At 72.2% G+C, this 14,023-nt stretch carries 11 protein-coding genes; 7 read left to right on the forward strand and 4 right to left on the reverse strand.

Translation table 11 applies throughout. From position 1 onward, the window contains the following. Positions 1-45 precede the first annotated feature (45 nt). The 3 genes from NCCP_RS05665 to NCCP_RS05675 all read right to left on the reverse strand — a co-directional run bounded on the left by NCCP_RS05665 (position 46) and on the right by NCCP_RS05675 (position 2,909). On the reverse strand, positions 46-1,203 hold the full coding sequence (locus tag NCCP_RS05665; RefSeq protein WP_149956266.1) for an adenylate/guanylate cyclase domain-containing protein: 1,158 nt from the start codon (positions 1,201-1,203) through the stop codon (positions 46-48). Further along, entirely contained in the window at positions 1,196-1,756 is a 561-nt protein-coding gene (locus NCCP_RS05670; RefSeq protein ID WP_149956267.1) for a PH domain-containing protein, read from the reverse strand. Before NCCP_RS05670 ends, NCCP_RS05665 begins: the two co-directional genes overlap by 8 nt. Positions 1,757-1,895: 139 nt before the next feature. Beyond that, on the reverse strand, positions 1,896-2,909 hold the full coding sequence (locus tag NCCP_RS05675; RefSeq protein WP_149956268.1) for a biotin--[acetyl-CoA-carboxylase] ligase: 1,014 nt from the start codon (positions 2,907-2,909) through the stop codon (positions 1,896-1,898). 200 nt (positions 2,910-3,109) lie between these two features. On the opposite strand from NCCP_RS05675, the gene NCCP_RS05680 reads away from it, so the two are divergent. Together NCCP_RS05680 and NCCP_RS05685 are read left to right on the forward strand one after the other, a co-directional pair. Next, the gene (locus NCCP_RS05680; RefSeq protein ID WP_149956269.1) at positions 3,110-4,723 is read left to right on the forward strand and encodes an acyl-CoA carboxylase subunit beta; all 1,614 of its coding nucleotides are present in this window, start codon (positions 3,110-3,112) and stop codon (positions 4,721-4,723) included. 10 nt (positions 4,724-4,733) lie between these two features. Continuing rightward, positions 4,734-4,955, forward strand: coding sequence for an acyl-CoA carboxylase subunit epsilon (locus NCCP_RS05685; protein ID WP_149956270.1), 222 nt, complete (start codon positions 4,734-4,736; stop codon positions 4,953-4,955). 92 nt (positions 4,956-5,047) lie between these two features. Here NCCP_RS05685 and NCCP_RS15540 read toward each other — a convergent pair whose 3' ends face one another. Continuing rightward, the gene (locus NCCP_RS15540) at positions 5,048-5,701 is read right to left on the reverse strand and encodes a serpin family protein (RefSeq protein ID WP_149956271.1); all 654 of its coding nucleotides are present in this window, start codon (positions 5,699-5,701) and stop codon (positions 5,048-5,050) included. On the opposite strand from NCCP_RS15540, the gene NCCP_RS05695 reads away from it, so the two are divergent. The 5 genes from NCCP_RS05695 to NCCP_RS05715 all read left to right on the forward strand — a co-directional run bounded on the left by NCCP_RS05695 (position 5,658) and on the right by NCCP_RS05715 (position 13,855). Beyond that, complete coding sequence (locus NCCP_RS05695; RefSeq protein ID WP_149956272.1) at positions 5,658-7,352, forward strand: DUF885 domain-containing protein; 1,695 nt, start codon at positions 5,658-5,660, stop codon at positions 7,350-7,352. The two genes, NCCP_RS15540 and NCCP_RS05695, sit on opposite strands and share 44 nt — an antisense overlap. A gap of 242 nt (positions 7,353-7,594) precedes the next feature. Beyond that, positions 7,595-8,959, forward strand: a complete 1,365-nt coding sequence (locus NCCP_RS05700; RefSeq protein WP_149956339.1) for a dicarboxylate/amino acid:cation symporter — start codon at positions 7,595-7,597, stop codon at positions 8,957-8,959. A gap of 178 nt (positions 8,960-9,137) precedes the next feature. Next, positions 9,138-9,791, forward strand: a complete 654-nt coding sequence (locus NCCP_RS05705; protein ID WP_149956273.1) for a TetR family transcriptional regulator — start codon at positions 9,138-9,140, stop codon at positions 9,789-9,791. A 3-nt stretch (positions 9,792-9,794) separates the two neighbouring features. Further along, positions 9,795-13,169 carry an MMPL family transporter gene (locus NCCP_RS05710; RefSeq protein ID WP_149956274.1) on the forward strand — a complete coding sequence of 1,125 codons (3,375 nt, stop codon included), beginning with the start codon at positions 9,795-9,797 and terminating at the stop codon, positions 13,167-13,169. After that, on the forward strand, positions 13,166-13,855 hold the full coding sequence (locus tag NCCP_RS05715) for a Maf family protein (RefSeq protein WP_414727707.1): 690 nt from the start codon (positions 13,166-13,168) through the stop codon (positions 13,853-13,855). The genes NCCP_RS05710 and NCCP_RS05715 overlap by 4 nt, the downstream gene beginning before the upstream one ends. The last annotated feature ends 168 nt before the right edge of the window (positions 13,856-14,023 follow it).

Raw genomic sequence — 14,023 nt, forward strand, 5'->3', positions numbered from 1 at the left:
TGTCCCCACGGCTCCGGGCGGGCGGACGGGTCGGGGGTTCCGGCCCTAATCGACCACCAGTCCGCGGCCCTCGCCGGGCGCGAGGACCACGGGGTTTACGTCCCCGAAGCCGCGCACCGACGTCGTTTCCTGCGGGATCAGCACGAACCGGGGGTCGTCAGCCAGCGCCGCGGCGGTCAGCGAGTCGGTCAGCACGGTACCCGGCTCCGCGAGGGAGGTCAGGCGGGCAGCCAGATTCACCGTGGGGCCGTAGATGTCCCCCAAGCGGGAGAGCACGCGGCCCCACACCATGGCCACGCGGGCGTTGGGGAGGAACTCGTCCTCCTGGAACTCCTTGGCCAGGGCCAGGGAGATCTGCGCCCCGGCCTCGGGGGTGTCGGCCACGTACAGCACCTCGTCCCCGACGGTCTTCACCAGGCGCCCGCCCCCGACGGAAATGATCTCCGCGCACTTGTTCTCGAAGCGCTGCACCAGCTGCGCCAGCGTGCGCTCGTTCATCCGGCGGGACAGCGAGGTGTAGGAGACCAGGTCGGCGAATCCGACGGCTCGGGCCAGCGGCAGCGGGGCGTCGTCCTCGAACCCCTCGTGGCCGGCCGGAACCGCCGGTCCGGTGACCGGACGGACCACCATGCGCTGCACCGCCGCATTGAGCTGGCGGCGCCATGAGTAGACCAGGACCTTCTCCATCGCATCGATCAGGTTCGGGAGCCGCTCCAGCAGCGCGCGCCGGGCCTCGCGGTCCCCAAGCCCCTCGTTCTGGATCATGTCCTCGACCATGGCCTCGAGCTGCCACACCACCATCCGGTCCGTCATCTGGCCGATCGAGCGGGTGATGGAGATCGCGGCCTCCTCGGAGAGGGAGCCGTCGCGGACCTTCTCGACGATCGTCAGCAGGGCGTCGAGGTCGACGGTGGTGAAGGCCACCTCCTCGTCCCCGAGGTTCGGGAAGCCCATGGCCCGCCACAGCTTGCGGGCGCTGAGCAGGGAGATCCCCGCGGCGGCAGCGACTTCGCGGCGGCGCATGGTGCGCTCGGCGCCCAGCAGGCGGCGCTCGAGTTCGCGGGCGTCGTTGCGGGTGGCCTCGCGGGCCAGCGCCTGCGCCAGCGGCAGGGCGCGCGTCTCCGGGCCGGCGGCCTGGCTGAGCACCGGCAGGGGCGCGGTGCGGGGAGGGCGCGCGCCATCCGCCTCCGTGCCATCAACCATTGCCCATCCAATCCGTGTTCGGGTCCCCTTCAATTTCTACACCATGTAGCGGGGCAGGCCACCGGGGCCCCTCGATTGCGTCGGTCACGAGCTCGGCGAAGCGGTGCACGGCGGGCATGTTCGCCAGCACGTTGGGCCGGCCACCGGCATGCAGCACCAGGCTTCCCGCGCCGGAGCCGCGCTGGGCCATGGACTGCTTGACGTCGATGCCCCGCACCAGCACCAGCGGCAACTCCCACTGCTCCCGGCCGGCCATTCCCCGGCGCACCACGAGGCGGCGGTTGGTCAGGTAGGTCCAGGTCGTGACCCAGCGCACCAGCGGGACCACGCACCAGGCCAGCACCAGGACCAGGGCCGTGACCGGAACCGCCGCCTGCAGGAAGGGCAGGGCCCTCTCCAACGGCCCGGGAAGGCCGGTGCGGCCCAGCAGTCCGGTGACGTAGCCGGTCGCCGCCGAGACCAGCAGCAGCGCGATGGACGGACCCAGCAGCACGCGGCGGTGCGCGCGGGTCTTGACGATCACGCGTTCGCCGTCGGCGAGCCTAAGCCGCATGCCGCACCTCCTTCGGGCCGGTTGGGGAATTCCATGGTCGATTTTAGGTTTTGCGGGCCGGTGTCGCGGCCCCGCGGACGGAGCCGGGCGGACCGGACTGGGCGGAACGGACTGGGCGGACCGGACTGGGCGGACCGGACTAGGCGTACCGGCCGTCGGCCCGCCGGAGGTGGACGACGTCCCCGGCCAGGACCGGGTGCAACCCGCCGGCGTCGTCGCGCACCACCAGCGCCCCGTCGGGCGCCAGCGCCGTGGCGGTCCCCTCCAGGAACCGGCCCCCGGGCAGCTCGGCCCGGACCCGGGCGCCGAGCGTGGCCATGCGCGCGGCCACGAGGGCGCGCAGCCCGGCCGGAGCCCCTCCGTGGGCCATCCCGGACTGAAACACCCCCTCCAGCGGCACCTCCGGATCACCCCCGGCCGCCACGAAGGCCGTGTAGTAGCGGCCGACGCGGCGCAGGAATCCGGCGAGCACCTCGGTGGTGCCGTGCCGCGAGCCCTCCAGCAGCAGGCTGGTGGCCGTCGGCGCGGGCAGTTCGTCGGCGGTGAGGCTGATGTTGACGCCCGTGCCCACCACCACGGCCGGAGCCGGGTCCAGCGGCACCAGCCGGGCCAGGATGCCGGAGATTTTCCTGCCGCCGGCCAGGACGTCGTTGGGCCATTTGACCGCGGCCTCGACCCCCGCCTCCTCGCGCAGCGTGTCGGCCAGCGCCACGGCGCACAGCAGCGAGAGCCAGGCGTAGGCGGTGTGCGGCAGCGCGGAGCCGTCGGGCGCCCCGGGGCGGAACAGCACGCTCACGGCCAGCGAAGAGCACGGCGGGGCCTGCCACACGCGGTCCAGCCGGCCCCGGCCGGCCGACTGGAAGTCCGTGGCGAGCACGGACAGGTCCGGCCAGGCGTCCGGGTCGGCCGCCGCGGCCCGGGCAAGGTCCTCGTTCGTGGATCCGGTGGCTTCCACCGTCTCGATCCGCGCGTAGGGGCCCGACGGCGCCAGCAGCCGGGCGCGCAGGGCGGGGCCATCCAGGGGAACACGCAGCGGCGCAGCCGCTTCCGGCGAAACGGTCGCCGGAAGCGCAGGGACCGGCGGCGGGGAAATTGGCGGCCGGGAAGCTGGCGGAACGGGAAGGGGGCCCGCGTCCGGGCCGGGGTTGGTCATGCATCCAGCCTACGGGCGGTGCCCGACAGTTCGCTGCGCGTCCCCGTGGGGGGGTCGGCTTCCCGGGGCATGGCCGAGCCGCGGGGGACGTTTTTGTAGGATTCCTACACCTAGGGGCCCGAACCACCTCATTAGACTGGCTGAGTTGGCACGATGGTTGTGCCATTCCCACTAAACCCACCCAGACGGGAGTCCACCGCATGGCAGAGAGCCGCACCGACCAGACCGGCGAAGCGATCGACTTGTCCACCACGGCGGGCAAGATCGCGGAGTTCCGGCGCCGGCAGGCCCTGTCGCTGCTTCCCTCCGGGCAGGAGGCCGTGGACCGGCAGCACGCCCGCGGGAAGAACACGGCCCGCGAGCGCATCGACCTGCTGCTGGATGAGGGCTCCTTCGTCGAGTTCGACGCCCTGGCGGTGCACCGGACCACCGCCTTTGGCATGGCCAAGAAGCGCCCGCTCGGCGATGGCGTCGTATCCGGCTACGGCACGGTGGACGGGCGCCTGGTGGCCGTGTACTCCCAGGACTTCACCGTCTACGGCGGTTCCCTGAGCCAGGTCAACGGCGAGAAGATCGTCAAGGTCCAGGAGTTCGCGCTGCGCAACGGCTGCCCCGTGGTGGGCATCAACGACGGCGGCGGCGCGCGCATCCAGGAGGGCGTCGCCTCGCTGGCGATGTTCGCTGACATCTTCCGCAACAACGTGCACTCCTCCGGGGTCGTCCCGCAGATTTCCCTGATTATGGGCCCGTGCGCCGGCGGCGCGGCCTACTCCCCCGCCCTGACCGACTACGTGGTCATGGTGGATAAGACCAGCCACATGTTCATCACCGGGCCGGACGTCATCAAGACGGTGACCGGCGAGGAGGTGGACATGGAGACCCTGGGCGGCGCCCGCCAGCACAACACCACCACCGGCACCGCCACGTACCTGGCCAGCGACGAATCGGACGCGATCGAGTTCGTCAAGGAGCTGCTGGACTTCCTGCCCTCCAACAACATGGCGGAGGCCCCGCTGATGGGCTTCGAGGAGGAACTGCACCTCACGGCTGCGGACCTGGAGCTGGATGCGCTCATCCCCGACTCGGCCAACCAGCCCTACGACATGCGCACGGTCATCGGGCACGTCGTCGACGACGGCCATTTCCTGGAGATGCAGTCCCTCTACGCCCCCAACGTGCTGATCGGCTACGCCCGCGTCGAGGGCCGTACCGTGGGAATCGTCGCCAACCAGCCGATGCAGTTCGCCGGCACCCTGGACATCGCCGCCTCGGAGAAGGCCGCCCGCTTCGTGCGCCACTGCGACGCCTTCAACATCCCGATCCTGACCCTGGTCGACGTGCCCGGCTTCCTGCCCGGCAAGGACCAGGAATTCCAGGGCATCATCCGCCGCGGCGCCAAGCTGCTGTTCGCCTACGCGGAGGCCACCGTGCCGAAGCTGACCGTGATCACCCGCAAGGCCTACGGCGGCGCCTACATCGTGATGGGCTCCAAAAAGCTCGGCGCCGACCTGAACCTGGCCTGGCCCACCGCCCAGATCGGCGTCATGGGCGCCCAGGGCGCGGTCAACATCCTCTACCGCCGCGACCTGGCCGAAGTGGAGGCGGCCGGCGGAGACGTCGAGGCCCGCCGCACCGAGATCATCGAAGGATACGAGGCGGAGCTGCTCAACCCCTACCAGGCGGCGGAGCTCGGCTACATCGACGCGGTGATCGCCCCGGCGGAGACGCGCCTGCAGATCGTGCGGGGGCTGCGCGCGCTGCGCGACAAGCACGCCTCGCTCCCGGCCAAAAAGCACGGCAACATCCCGCTCTAAGGAGGACGCAGTGGCCACCACGGACACGCAGCCAGAACCGCTCTTCCGCGTCGAACGCGGCAACCCGACGCCGGAGGAAATCGCGGCGCTGGCCGCCGTCGTGCTCTGCCTGCAGTCCGGGACCGAGCCCGAACCCGCCGCGCCCACCCGCGGCGAGCAGGTCCGCCGCGGCTTCCGCCGCGGCCGCCAGATGGCCACCATGCCCGGCGCCTGGCGCAGCGGCAGGGCCTAGGGAGCCCTCCCGGGGGCCGGCGCGCCGGAGGAGGGGCTCAGCGCGGATCGCCCACGGTGCCCGGGAACAGGTGCCCGGGAACAGGCGCCCAGTCACAGTGGCAGGCCGGTGCGCGTGTCCCCGCCCCGGGCGATCCCGGTCACCACGGCACCGGGCCGGATCGCGTCCAGGTCCGGTTCGGGTCCCAGGGTGCGCTCCAGCCCCAGGGCCTTGAGCACCGGAAGCAGCTGCACCGTCCCGTTGACCCCGAACCGGGGCAGGCCCACCCTCAGCTCCCCGGAGGGGGCGGCCTCCGCGGCCGCGTCCAGGGAGGCCAGCGTGTCCGCTCCGGCCGTCGGGGCCACGCCCTGGGGCGGCAGGGCCAGCCGCATGAGGAACCCGTTGCTGTAGGGCAGTTCCACGATCCGCCAGCCGTCCGCCCCGGTGTGGCGGAACCGGCCCCCCGGTACACCGTGGGCGTTTGGACCACCCCGCCGGAGGCGGTGGCGAACCCGGCCTCCAGGGTGTCCGCCGGGAACGGCCCGCCTGTTGGGGTGGCACTGTCGGCGAAGACCCCGTGGGCCAGGTGCAGCAGGGGCCTGGCCCGAGGTTCGCCATCCCCGGGGGAGGCGGGGTCGCCGCCGAACTCCTCCCAAGCGGCCAGCACGGAGCGGTAACCCCCAATTCCCAAACAACACTTTCACGCCCGGGTAGGCTCGGACCATGACCAACGCCGCAGCCGGCACCCCGCGGGTGCCCACCGCCATCGATGCGATCGCGAACCGGCACTTCGCCCGCCTCCTGGAGCTTTCCCCGGAGTTCGCCACCAGCCTGGGCCTGCCCGGCCATGAGACCGGGTACGGGGACTACTCCCCCGCCGGCACCGCGGCCCGGGCCGAGGCCGCCCGAGGGGCCCTGGCCGCGCTGGAGAACCAGGAGCCGGCGGACGCGACCGACGCCACCACCCTGGACGCGATGCGCGAACGGCTGGGGCTGGAGCTGGAGATCATCGCCACCGGCATCACCGAACTGAACAACATCGCCTGCCCCGCCCAGGGGATCCGCGCGATCTTCGACCTGATGCCCCGGGACACCGTGGAGCAGTGGGGCCACATCGCCGGCCGGCTGCGCAACGTGCCGGCCGCCCTGGCCGGATACACCGAGTCGCTGCGCCACAGCCTGGCGCTGGGCAAAGTCGCCGCCCGGCGCCAGGTGGAGATCGTCGCCGGGCAGGCCAGCGGCTACGCCACGGAGGACGGCTTCTTCCACACGCTCGCTTCGGGCGCCGCGGTGGCGGGCGGCGGCGGGCTGCCGGCCGCGCTGTCCGCGGACCTGGCCGAGGGCGCGGCCCTGGCCGCCGGGGCCTACCGGTCCTTCGCCCGTTTCCTGCGCGCCGAACTGCATCCGTCGGCCCCGGAGAAGGACGCCGTGGGCCGCGAGTACTACGCCCTGACGTCCCGGCTCTTCCTCGGCGCGACGGTGGACCTGGAGGAGACCTACCACTGGGGCGTGGAGGAACTGGACCGGCTGATCGCCGAACAGGAGAAGGTCGCGGGACAGGTCAGGCCGGGGGCAACCATCGAGGAGGCCAAGGCCGTCCTCAATGCCGACCCCGCCCGCCAGCTGAAGGGCACCGAGGCGCTGAGGCAGTGGATGCAGGACAAGTCGGATGCCGCGATCGCCGCGCTCCGGGACGTGCACTTCGACATCCCCGCCCCGATGGACCGCCTCGAATGCCTGATCGCCCCCACCCAGGAGGGCGGCATCTACTACACCGGTCCCTCCGACGACTTTTCCCGGCCTGGCCGCATGTGGTGGTCCGTACCCGCGGGCGAGGACGATTTCACCACTTGGGCGGAAACCACCACCGTGTACCACGAGGGCGTCCCCGGCCACCACCTGCAGGTCGGCACGGCCACCTACCGCAAGGACACGCTCAACGACTGGCGCCGGCACGCCTGCTGGGTGTCCGGCCACGGCGAGGGCTGGGCGCTGTACGCAGAGCGGCTGATGCTGGACCTGGGCTTCCTCGCCGACCCGGGGGACCACATGGGGATGCTGGACATGCAACGGATGCGCGCGGCGCGGGTGGTCTTCGACATCGGCGTCCACCTGGAGCTCGAAGTGCCCTCCCGGTGGGGCGAGGGCACCTGGACCGCGCAGAAGGGCTATGACTTCCTCGCCCGGCACCTGGATATCTCCGAGGGGCAACTGAACTTCGAGTTCGCCCGCTACCTCGGATGGCCCGGGCAGGCCCCGGCCTACAAGGTCGGCCAGCGCCTGTGGGAGCAGATCCGCGATGCCCGCCGCCGTGCCGAGGGCGAGGGCTTCGACCTGAAGGCCTTCCACAGCGAGGCGCTGGGCCTGGGCTCGGTGGGCCTGGACACGCTGCGCCGGGCCCTCCTGCCGCAGGGCTGAGGGCAGCGCCGCCGAACCTCTCCGGACCCGCCCGGGGGCCGGAGAGGTTTGTCACACGGGCCCGCGGCCCGCGGGCGCCCGTGCCGCGGATTCCCGCCGATCGCGCGCCGTGGGACCCGGGGGCGCCCGCCTCCCGTGACGTCACATTTCTCAACACGGACTCGGAATGCTATGGGCTCCACGCCTAGCGTCGACGGGTGACTACAGCCTCCCCCACCCCGACCACGCGCGTGCCCCGCTGGATGACCTCCTTCGGGCCGCAGATCATCGCCGCCCTGGTCCTTGGCGTTGCCCTGGGCCTGCTGGCCCGCCAGTCCGGCCACACCCCGGACACCCCCACCGCCCTGGGCGAGACGCTGGCCACGATCGGCTCCAGCTACGTAAGCCTGCTGCGCTCTGCGGTGATCCCGCTGGTGTTCTTCGCCGTCGTCGCCTCGATCGCCAACCTCTCCCAGGTCGCCAACGCCGCCCGGCTGGCCTGGAAGACCCTGTTGTGGTTCGCCATCACCGCTTTCGCCTCGGTGGTCGTCGGCATCACCCTGGGCCTGGTGTTCCGCCCCGGAGCCAACACCGGCCAACCGGCGCCGGAGGACTACTCAGGGAAAACCGGCGACTGGTGGGCCTTCCTCACCGGGCTCATTCCCTCCAACTTCCTGGGCCTGGGCGCCAGTTCGAGCGTTTCCGAGGCCGGGTCGGTCTCCACCTCGGTGAGCTTCAACGTGCTGCAGGTGCTGGTCATCGCCATCGCGGTCGGCGTTGCCGCACTCAAGGTCGGCAAGGCGGCCGAACCCTTCCTGGCCTTCAGCGCCTCGACCCTGGCCGTGATCCAGAAGGTGCTGTGGTGGATCATCCGCATCGCCCCCATCGGCACGGTGGGCCTGATCGGTAACGCCACGGCCTCCTATGGCTGGGACACCATCGGCGCCCTGGGCAAGTTCACCGCCGCCGTCTACGCGGGCCTGGCCCTGGTGCTGTTCGCGCTCTACCCGGTATTGGTGAGGCTCCACGGCCTGAGCGTGCGCCAGTACTTCTCCGGGGTGTGGCCGGCGGTGCAGCTGGCCTTCGTCTCCCGCTCCTCGATCGGCACGCTGCCGCTCACCCAGCGCGTCACCGAGCGTAACCTGGGCGTGCCCTCCGGCTACGCGGCCTTCGCCGTGCCGCTGGGCGCCACCACCAAGATGGACGGCTGCGCCTCGATCTACCCGGCCATCTCGGCGATCTTCGTCGCCCAGTTCTTCGGCATCGACCTGGACCTGGGCAGCTACCTGCTGATCGCACTGGTTTCCGTGCTCGGCTCCGCGGCCACCGCGGGCACCACCGGCGCCGTCGTGATGCTGACCCTCACCCTGTCCACCCTGGGCCTGCCGCTGGCCGGCGTTGGGCTCCTGCTGGCGGTGGACCCGATCCTGGACATGGGCCGCACCGCGGTGAACGTCGCCGGCCAGGCGCTGGTGCCGGCGATCGTGGCCAAGCGCGAGGGCATCCTCGACGAGGCGCTCTACAACGCTCCCCGCAACGGCACCCCCTTCGCCGACGAGTCCGCCACCGCGGCCCCCTCTTCTGCCCTTGAGGCAGCCTCCCGGGACGCCGGGGCCGCGCAGCGCTAATAACCTCCGCCGAACAGCGCTAACCTTCGCCGGGCACCGCTGGCCTTCAGCGGGCACAGCACGGGTTCCCGTTCCGCTCCAGTGGCGCCGTCCCCTGACCGCAGGGGGCGGCGCCACTGCCGCTTCCGGCACCGGAAAAGAATTGCACGCAGTGCAAACTTGCACTTAGTGTAAATTCATGAGCCCGTCCACTGGCCCCGCCTCCCGCCGCGAACTGAACAAAGCCGCCGTGCGGGCCGCCATCGCCGACGCCGCGCTGGACCTGCTCCGTTCCGGCGGCAGCGAGGCGGTCACCGCCGAGCGGATCGCCGAGGCCGCCGGAGTCTCACGGCGCACCTTCTTCAACTATTTCCCCTCCGTCGAGGCCGCGTTGAACGTGCCCGTGGAACGGTTCCTGGACCACGCCCTGCAGCGCATGGACGCACTGCCCCCGGGGCTTACCGTCGTGGCGGCGTCCGTCCAGGCCATGCAGTCCCTGGCCGAACGGCGCCTGCTGGCACCGGTGGCCGAACTGTTCGTGCTCGCCGCGGGCAACCCCCGGCTGGACCGCCTGCAGCTGCAGGCCTGGGATGACTGCGCGGACCACCTGGTGGACTCCCTCCGCGAGCGCATTCCCGCGCACAACGGCTTCGAAGCCGTGGTGTTTGCCCACGCGATCGTCGGGGCCGGCCGGGCCGCCTTTGCCCAGTGGGCCCGCGGCCACGCCGGAGACCTCTCCGACGCCTCCATGGCGGCCCTCCAGGGCCACCTCATCGAGGCGCTGGCCCTGCTGCGCGACGGCTTCCCCCACCTGCAGATCCCGGCCTCCGGCGCCGGCGGGCGAAGGGCCTGAGCCATGGCGCGCTTCCTGTACCGCCTGGGCCGGCTGGCCTACCGCCGCCGCTGGCGTTTCGTGGCCGCCTGGACCGTGGCGCTGCTGGCCATCGGTGCCAGTGCCGGGGCGTTCATGGGCACCCTGAGCAACAGCTTCAGCATCCCCGGCGCGGCCAGCCAGCAGACGCTGGACCGGCTCAAGGCGGAACTGCCCGAACTGGCCGGCGGGACCGGGTCCGTCCTCTACCGGACCGCTGACGGCACCGCTTTCACCCCCGCCCAGGCGGCCGCCGTGCAAAGTGCCCTCGCCCGCTTGGGGGAGCTGGAGGACGTGGCCTCGGTCACCGACCCCTTCCACCTGCAGGCGGAGATGGATTCGGCTCCGGCCAGGCTGGCCGAGGCCCGCCGCCAGCTGGCCGACGCACGCGCCGAACTCGCCGAGGGACGGCGGCAGCTGGAGCAGGGCAGGGAACAGCTGGCGCAGGGCGAGGAGGAGATCCGGGCCGGCCGCGAGCAGCTGGAGCAGGGCAAGGAGGAGATCGGGGACGGCCGGGCGCAGTTGCAGGCCGCCAAGTCCGAGGCCGACGCCGGCCGTGCCGAACTGGCCGGCGCCGGGAAGGACATCGCGGCAGGCCGGGCCAAGCTGGAGGCCGGCCAGGCCGAACTCACCGCCGGCCGGCGCACGTACGACGCCGGTGCCGCCCGCCTCGCGGACGCCGCCAGGCAGCTCGCCGCCGCCAGGAAGACCCTCGCCGCCAGCGGGAGGGAGATCGAGGCCGGGCGGGCGCAGTACGACGCGGGGATGGGCCGGCTGCTCGGAGGCAAGACCCGGGCGGAGTTCCTGGCCTCCCTCACGTCCGCCCGCCAGGCAGTCGACGACGGCAGGGCCCAACTCGATCAGGCCGAGGCCGCCCACAGGGATCTTGACCGGCAGCAGGCCGCCCTGGACGCGGACGCCTCGCCGGATCCGCCGGAACGTGCCGCCCGCCAGGCCGCCATCGACAGCTCCCGCGCCCAACTGCCAACCCCGGCCCGGATGGGCGAACAGCGTTCGGCGCTCGCCGCTTCCCAAAAGGAGATTGACCGCGCCGTCGGGGGGCTCGCCCAGCTCGACGCCGCCAAAGCGAAGCTGGACGGCGCCGCCACCGAGCTGGCCGCCGGGCGGAGGACCCTGGCCTCCAAGGAGGCCGAACTGGCCGCCGGGCGGAAGACCCTGGCCGCCTCCAAGAAACAGCTCGATGCCGGCGCCGCCACCCTCGCCGTCCAGCGGAGCAAGCTCGATGCCGCAGCAGCCCGGATCGCCGCGGGCCAGGCCCGGCTCGACGCCGGCGCGGCCGCCCTCGCCGCCCACGAGGGCAGGCTGATCGCGGCCGCGGAGGCCGTCACCCGAAACGAAGCCAGGCTCGAGGAGGGCGCGAAGACGCTTCAGGAGAAGGCTGCCGAAATCCCGGAGGCGGAACATAAGCTCGCCGACGGCGAAGCGGAGCTGGCCGGCGGCGAGCAGGAGCTGGTCCTCGGCGAGCGCAAGGCGGCCTCCACGGCCGGCATGCGTTTCATCTCCGCGGACGGCACCACCGCCGCGGCCTACCTGACGTTCACCGGATCAGCTGACGCGCTGGGCACGGACACCCGCGAACGGATTAAGACGATCGCCGCCGCCCCCCTCGACGAGGGCGTGGAGGTCTATTACTCCAAGGAGATCGTCCAGGACCTCTCCTCCGTTTTCGGCCCCGCCGAGGTGATCGGCCTGGCCATCGCCGCCGCGGTCCTGCTGGCCATGCTGGGCACCCTGGTGGCCGCGGGCCTGCCGCTGCTGATGGCCGTGCTGGGCGTCGGAGCGGGCGTGGGCGGCACCCTCGCCCTGTCCAGCGTGGTCGAGATGGCCTCCATCACTCCTGCGCTGGCCCTGATGCTGGGCCTGGCGGTGGGCATCGACTACTCGCTGTTCATCGTGTACCGCCACCGCCGCCAACTGTTGGAGGGCATGGCCATGGAGGAGTCGATCGGCCGCGCCACCGGAACCAGCGGCAACGCCGTCGTCTTCGCCGGCCTGACCGTGGTGGTTGCCCTGGCGGCGCTCGCGGTTCCGGGACTGCCGTTCCTGGCCGTCCTGGGCTATTCGGCCGCGTTCACCGTGGCGGTGTCCGTGGTCATCTCCCTGACGCTGACTCCGGCGGTGCTGGGCATCATCGGCACCCGGCTGGTTTCCCGGCGCGCCTGGGCCAGGGCGGCGGCCGGCCCTTCCCGGCAGGCGAACGCTGACGGCGCCCGCGGCTGGGGCGCAGTGGTCACCCGCCGCCCGTGGGTGTTCGCGGCGGCCGGGATCCTGCTGCTGGGCCTGGCGGCCGTGCCCGCCGCGAGCCTGCGCACCGCGCTGCCCGACGGCAGCGCCGAACCCGAGGGTTCCAGCGCGCTGCAGGCCTACGAACTGATGAGCGACCGCTTCGGCGCGGGCCACAACGGCCCCGTCATGGTGGTCGCCGACCTGCCCGCAGGGCTGGACGCCGCCGGTGCCGAGGCCGCCAGCCTGGACCTGGCCGAGCGGCTGCGCCAGGTTCCCGGCGTCGTGGCCGCGGTACCCGTGGACACCAACCAGGCCAACACCGTTGGTGTCATCCAGGTCATCCCGCAGGACGGGCCGGCCAGCGGGGCTACGGAGGAGCTGGTGCACACGCTGCGCGGTTCCGCCGCACAGATCGAGGCGGAGACGGGCTCGGCAATCTCGCTCACCGGCCAGGTCGCCATCCAGGTCGACGTGTCGGCCAAGCTCGCCCAGGCCCTGCCCCCGTACCTGGGCATCGTCGTGGGCCTGTCGCTGGTCCTGCTGCTGCTGGTGTTCCGGTCGGTGGTGGTGCCGTTGCTGGCCACCGCCGGGTTCCTGCTGTCCCTGGCCGCCGCGTTCGGCGCAACCGTCGCGGTGTACCAGTGGGGATGGCTGGGCGCCGTGTTCGGCGTCCATACCCCGGGCCCGATCATGAGCTTCCTGCCGATCCTGCTCACCGGCATCCTCTTCGGGCTGGCCATGGACTACCAGGTGTTCCTGGTCTCGGGCATGCGTGAGTCCTACGCCCACGGCCAGCCCGCCCGGGTCGCCGTGCGCTCCGGCTTCGCCCACGCGGCGCCGGTGGTGACCGCGGCGGCCCTGATCATGGCCAGCGTGTTCGCCGGGTTCGTGTTCGCGCACCTGACGATGATGCGTGCCATTGGGTTCTCGCTCGCCGTGGGCGTGCTGATTGACGCGTTCATCGTGCGCATGACCATCATCCCGGCCGCCATGCACCTGCTCGGCGGGCACGCCTGGTACATCCCGCGCTGGCTTGACCGGATCGTGCCGGACGTAGACGTCGAGGGAGCCAGGCTGGAGCCGGAGCGGCCACGGGATACGGTGGATGCATGAGCGAATCCACCGCATCCGGTTCCACCCCGTCCGACCCCGATGACCTGCCCCTGCTGGTCCTGGCCTCCGCCTCGCCCGGGCGCGCCCGCATCCTGGCCGATGCCGGCATCGGCTTCCAGGTGATCGTCTCCGAAGTGGACGAGGACGCGGCGGTGGCCGCGGCCGCCGAACGCTTCGGCGACCTCGATCCGGCCGACACCGCCCTGCTGCTGGCCCGCGCCAAGGCCGAGGCCGTGGCCGCGCTCGAGGATGCGGACGGGGCGGTGGTCCTGGGCTGCGACTCGGTGTTCGAGTTCGAGGGCGCCGCCTACGGCAAGCCGCACACAGCCGAGGCCGCCACCGCGCGCTGGCAGGCGATGCGCGGCAAGTCCGGGATCCTGCACACCGGCCACTGGCTGGTGGACAACCGCAGCACCGAGGAGGACGACGGCGGCACGGGCGCCACGGTGGGGGCGGTCTCCTCCGCCGCGGTGTACTTCGAGCAGGTCTCCGACGCCGAGATCGAGGCCTACGTGGCCACCGGCGAGCCCCTGCCGTGCGCCGGCGGCTTCACCATCGACGGTCGCGGGGCGGCGTTCCTGCGCAAGGTGGAAGGCGACCCGCATACGGTGGTGGGCCTTTCGGTCTCCACTTTGCGCAGGCTGCTGGAATCGGCCCGGCTCTCCGTCACCGACCTCTGGGAGTAGGGGCCGTCCGCGGATGTGGCCGGGCCCACGGCTCCGATGCCGGGGACGCACGGGCCTGCGGGCCGGATTTTGTAGGGAACCTACAGAATTTTTGCCGGTCGCGTCCGCCGCACAGGGGTTGGGGCGTGGGAACCCCACAATCCCGGTAGGCTCCAAGTCAGCACAGTG

This window comes from Zafaria cholistanensis (assembly GCF_008580665.1).
Taxonomy (GTDB): domain Bacteria; phylum Actinomycetota; class Actinomycetes; order Actinomycetales; family Micrococcaceae; genus Zafaria; species Zafaria cholistanensis.

What these genes read in the sequence shown, in the direction of transcription:
- NCCP_RS05700 (WP_149956339.1), top strand. Translation starts at nt 7,595, where the DNA reads ATGACCTCCTTCGGGCCGCAGATCATCGCCGCCCTGGTCCTTGGCGTT.
- NCCP_RS05705 (WP_149956273.1), top strand. Translation starts at nt 9,138, where the DNA reads ATGAGCCCGTCCACTGGCCCCGCCTCCCGCCGCGAACTGAACAAAGCC.
- NCCP_RS05665 (WP_149956266.1), bottom strand. Translation starts at nt 1,203, where the DNA reads ATGGTTGATGGCACGGAGGCGGATGGCGCGCGCCCTCCCCGCACCGCG.
- NCCP_RS05670 (WP_149956267.1), bottom strand. Translation starts at nt 1,756, where the DNA reads ATGCGGCTTAGGCTCGCCGACGGCGAACGCGTGATCGTCAAGACCCGC.
- NCCP_RS15540 (WP_149956271.1), bottom strand. Translation starts at nt 5,701, where the DNA reads ATGGCGGTGGGCACCCGCGGGGTGCCGGCTGCGGCGTTGGTCATGGTC.
- NCCP_RS05715 (WP_414727707.1), top strand. Translation starts at nt 13,166, where the DNA reads ATGAGCGAATCCACCGCATCCGGTTCCACCCCGTCCGACCCCGATGAC.
- NCCP_RS05710 (WP_149956274.1), top strand. Translation starts at nt 9,795, where the DNA reads ATGGCGCGCTTCCTGTACCGCCTGGGCCGGCTGGCCTACCGCCGCCGC.
- NCCP_RS05695 (WP_149956272.1), top strand. Translation starts at nt 5,658, where the DNA reads ATGACCAACGCCGCAGCCGGCACCCCGCGGGTGCCCACCGCCATCGAT.
- NCCP_RS05675 (WP_149956268.1), bottom strand. Translation starts at nt 2,909, where the DNA reads ATGACCAACCCCGGCCCGGACGCGGGCCCCCTTCCCGTTCCGCCAGCT.
- NCCP_RS05680 (WP_149956269.1), top strand. Translation starts at nt 3,110, where the DNA reads ATGGCAGAGAGCCGCACCGACCAGACCGGCGAAGCGATCGACTTGTCC.